This window comes from Bifidobacterium sp. W8114, assembly GCF_016101165.1.
GTDB classification, from domain to species: Bacteria; Actinomycetota; Actinomycetes; order Actinomycetales; family Bifidobacteriaceae; genus Bombiscardovia; species Bombiscardovia asteroides.
The window spans coordinates 1-4,586 of sequence record NZ_JACFRA010000013.1 but is presented as its reverse complement, the minus strand read 5'-3'; the positions used below and the strand labels follow the sequence as shown (position 1 = coordinate 4,586).

At 48.5% G+C, this 4,586-nt stretch carries 4 protein-coding genes; all 4 read left to right on the top strand.

Annotated elements, in window-relative coordinates:
- The first annotated feature begins 500 nt into the window (after positions 1–500).
- Positions 501–1,019 (top strand): class III lanthionine synthetase LanKC N-terminal domain-containing protein, encoded by a 519-nt coding sequence (locus tag H3T89_RS08770; protein ID WP_141650093.1) that lies wholly within the window; start codon positions 501–503, stop codon positions 1,017–1,019.
- 11 nt (positions 1,020–1,030) lie between these two features.
- Positions 1,031–1,729, top strand: a complete 699-nt coding sequence (locus H3T89_RS08765) for an ABC transporter ATP-binding protein (RefSeq protein ID WP_045924347.1) — start codon at positions 1,031–1,033, stop codon at positions 1,727–1,729.
- Between the two features lie 47 nt (positions 1,730–1,776).
- Positions 1,777–3,222: an FtsX-like permease family protein gene (locus H3T89_RS08760; RefSeq protein ID WP_045924218.1), complete on the top strand. Its 1,446-nt coding sequence runs from the start codon at positions 1,777–1,779 to the stop codon at positions 3,220–3,222.
- Positions 3,223–3,230: 8 nt separating this feature from the next.
- The coding region (locus H3T89_RS08755) for an ABC transporter ATP-binding protein (protein WP_101433109.1) at positions 3,231–4,586 on the top strand (1,356 nt) is incomplete at its 3' end.

Here is a 4,586-nt window from a genome sequence, read left to right as displayed (position 1 = left end):
CCGACCTATTAACAACCACCCAACACGCTTACAGCCACAAGGCCAAACCCCCAACATAAACAACGCGTTTAGTTCCTATAGCCCAGAATCTCTGAAGTGGGTGTCACTGCTCCAGGAAATCGGTGCAGACGCAGTCGTTAATATCATTCAGAATGGAAGCCACGGGGGAGGATCAGGTAAGTATAGACGCTGGGAAAAGTTTGCTATGCAAACGGCTTGGTGTCTTGACATCATTGGATGCAGCAATTGAAGGTCCATCTCTACTCAAAGGAAAGTTGCCATCTTAAAAGGCGACGTATGGGTACTTAGCTATCAAAGGCAATGAGCAAGTTATTAATATTCAAGAAGCGAGTTAAAACAGAAGTTGACACTGAACCGGGTTCTTATAATATTACTACAAAGCATAGTCCGCAACGATGGGAGACGCAATGATTGGGGAAGCTGTATACATGCGGGCGACGCACCCAGGATCTCCTTTCTTTGTCGATAGCCGTAGTCTCATGGCACATGCCGAAGAGTCATGGGATCCTGAACCTGACTGTCCGATAGGATGGGCTTCAAATAAATCCGTAGTATGGACATATATGCAGCCGACTGCTTGCATAATGAGGACCCACGGATGGAAAATTCATGTGACGGCTTCCCTTGACAATGCACAATCAGTTTTAGAAAAAGTTTCTAAAATCTGTATTTCAGAGCATGTTATGTTCAAATATCTCAGGGATAAACAACAGTACCGATCCTCCAATACCAAATATGCAGGACGCAGCTCTAGTGGAAAATTCATAACCATATATCCCTTTTCTGATGAGCATCTTGAAAGATTAACCCTCAAACTAGAGGAAGCAATAGGCGGTGAACCAGGACCTTATATCCTCAGTGATTTAAGGTACAATAACGGACCTATCTTTTTCAGATATGGGGCGTTTGTTTCAATAGAAATGTCCGATTCAGTACTCGTTGTCGTGGGGCTTTATAATCGCATGAGGTCTGGCGATACTCTGATCTCAGTACCATGAAGGTTAATATTATGCGTGATGGTGTGGTAGTAGCTGAACAGCTAAGTAAGAATTTCGTCTCGGGTGACGGGACTCCCACTGTGGTGTTCAATGATCTTTCTTTTGTTGCTGCTGGTGGTGCCATGACCGCAATTACAGGGCCCTCTGGATGTGGTAAGAGCACCTTGCTATATTGCCTTTCTGGTCTTGAACAGCCATCTCAAGGAAATGTGTGGGTGCTGGGTGAGGAACTAACTAAGAAGAACCAGCGTAACTTGGCTTTGTTTCGCAGATCGCATATCGGGTTTGTGTTTCAGTCCTACAATCTTGTCCCGTCCATGACCGTTCGTGACAATATCCTGCTCCCCTTGACTCTCAGCCATCGCAAGGTCGATCAAGGAAGCATCGATGCCCTCATGGATAAGTTCCACTTGAGCGGGCACGACAATGACGCAGCTAGTTCGCTCTCAGGTGGTGAGCAGCAGCGGGTATCCTTGATTCGCACCTTGGTCGCGGATCCCGATGTTGTGTTCGCCGATGAGCCGACAGGTGCTCTTGACCAGAAGTCCGGACAGTTGGTTTTCTCGCAGTTGCGGGACTTCTCCCATCGACCCGGTAAATGCGTGGTCGTGGTCACACACGATCTCCGCCTGGCCCGGCAATGCGACGTCGTATACACCATGAGTGATGGCGGATTTGTCGCATCAGGGAATGTGGAAGAGCAAGCGTAGTTATTGCCCTGATTCTGTATGGCGATGCGGCGTGAAAGGTGTAAGTCATGAAGTGGGCGTTGAATGATCTGAAAGCCAATAGAGGAATCTGGGCCGGTGTGTTTCTTGTGCTTGTGGTCACGCAGACGATTCTGTGCGCCATGAGTGTATGCAAGGGAATCAATGATCTCAAACATGATTCCCCGGGGGAAGTGGGTGTGGTATCTCACCATCTCAGCACTAACGTGGACTCGGTCTACCAGATAGCAATGGTCCTGGGTTGCCTGGTCATTATGGTGACGATTCAGGCTTCCATAAGGCAGCGGCGGAAGGGACTTGCATTGTTGTCCCTGCTTGGTGCCACACCTAGGCAGGTGCTGACCCTCACCATGGTGCAGGTGTTCGTGCTGACTCTGATCTCCTCCATCGTTGGTATGGCGCTGGCGCCAATTCTTGCCCCACGGATTCTAAAGTTCCAGTTGGAGGCCGTGCTGTTACCGCCGCTTATCACTTTTACTTGGCAGGGTTTCTTAGACTTTGCTTTGAGGGGGCTTGCAGTCGGTTTCATTGTGGCTTTGTTGGGTGCTCTCTTTACTCTGCGTGCTTTGAGGAAAGTGCTTCCGGTTGAGCTGCTGAGAGGTTCAGGAACTGAGGAAGTCCACGTCACGAGAGCTGGGCGCGGTCTGAGGAGATTCCTTATTATCGGTGGTTTCATCGCCCTGCTGGCACCGGCTGTCGCTGCCGTCATCCTGGTGTTGAACGACCCCAAAACTCTGAGTAAGACCCAATTGGGCATCATCATGCAACCCATGTCATTAGGCCCGATCATCGCGATACTGCTGTTTCTGGTCGCTCTGGCCTATTCTGGAGGACCCATCATCCAATGGGCCACCAAAACATGGACGAATCTGGTTCCTGTGCAATCCGATGTCTGGAAGATCGCACGGGCACAAGCCATTGTGAGAAGTCGCGGGAAGGCATTCGGCTCCACCATCATCTCACTGACTGCTTGCCTGTTCCTGCTCGGTGGATTGTTAATCACAGGTCAAACCAGTACTGCTGCCATAAGTGGCTTTCCCCAGTTGAAAGACATGGGATCAGCCACACCGATAGAGCTTATGTCCAGCCTGTGGTCGGCCTTGCTCATTGCTGTAATCGGTGCGGTCGCCAGTTTCGCCATCTCTGCCAAGGAACGCAACCTTGATCTGGCCCTTATCTCCATCGCGGGCGCTGTGCCCGGACAGCTACTTGCCATATCGGCCTTGGATGGTTTCATCCTCGTGACCACCGGTATCCTTATCTCTGCGGGGGCCACCTTGCTCGTCGGAGTTTTCACCGCTGTGACATTCCTCCCTCTTTCCAAGAATCTCTTTGTAGTGGTCTTCCCCTGGAAGTTCTTCATTATCCTTGCTGTGCCCATTATCGCCGCGGGAACACTTTCCACATTTTTCTCTGCACGTTCTAGTTTGAAGCGATCGGCAATTGAAACCGTCCAAACAGCCATAGGCGAATAGCGGAAATCATGTCAACTATGCAAACTCAGCAACGTCAAAAAACCACAATTTTTAATGTATTCAGACTATTGAAACCGCACACAGCTATCACTGTTGTTGTGATGTCTGTGGGTATAGTGTCTTCAGGTCTGGCGTTACTACAACCTCTGTGTGTCAATTATCTTCTACACGCCATAGAACAGAGTCAGAAGTTGGTGAGACCAATTGCAGTCTTGGCGCTTTTGTTTGTAGCAGGCATCGTCCTGGATGGTTTGGGATCCAATATGGCAAACCGCCTTGCGGCGAAAATAGTTTTCGATAAACGTAGCAATCTCATTACCTGTATCCTCGGCCTGCCGGTACAAGAGTATGATAAGAGGGAGTCGGGTGACTATGTCTCAACTGTCATCTCAGATACTAATGAGTTACGCTCAGCCCTGTCATCAGACTTCTTTAAAGTGGCCGCGAATCTGTTAACAGCTTGCGGATCAGCTGTCGCTATGCTGTTCATTGATACCAGACTCTTTGCCGTGGCACTTATAACTTCGTGCACATCCATTCTGTTGATGATTGCTGCTTCTTCTCGTCTGCAGGCCTATACCGAACTGGTACAAGCTAAGACAGCAAGACTGTCTAATGCCATACTGCGATCATTAGCTGGAATTCGCACAATTAAGGCCTTTATGGCAACAGTGCCTGAAACGAAAAGAGTAGTCGGTACCGCAGAAGAAGTGTATCGGGCAACAGTAAAAGTGGCCAACAAGGAAACAATCATTCGGTCCATTGTGAACTGCGCCATACAGCTGACCTTACTAATCGTTTTTTCCTTTGGCGGCGCGGAAATAGCGAAAGGGGATCTTGATATTTCTAATTTCATCTCCTTTTCAATGTATTTGACTATGGTTGTTTCTTCGCTAAGCTCCTTTTCCTCATCTATAACCACGGCTTTCAAAGCTTTAGGACCACTCAGGAGAATAGAAGACATTGAATCTTTGCGCGATAAAAGCGAAACCGTAAGTTCGAGCAATATGCTTTCCCCAGATGGGCATTCCTCGTTTGATACAGCCAACATTACGCTGGAGTTCAAAGATGTATGCTTTTCTTACAATACAGCGGACAAAGATGATGAACGAAATACCACTCTGCAGAACATTAGTTTTAGCGCAGTCCCACACCAAAGAACCGTCATCGTGGGCTCGTCGGGTTCAGGTAAAACTACGCTGCTTTCCCTATTGGAGGCTTTTTATAGGCCGGATTCGGGGCATATCCTATACAACAATGTTGACTCAACTGATTTAAATGGGCCTATAGGAACTAAACGCGTTGTTTTAGGTTCTGTGTGTGGGTTTGGTTGTGTGTTGGTCAGAGTGTGGTGTTGGGGTATC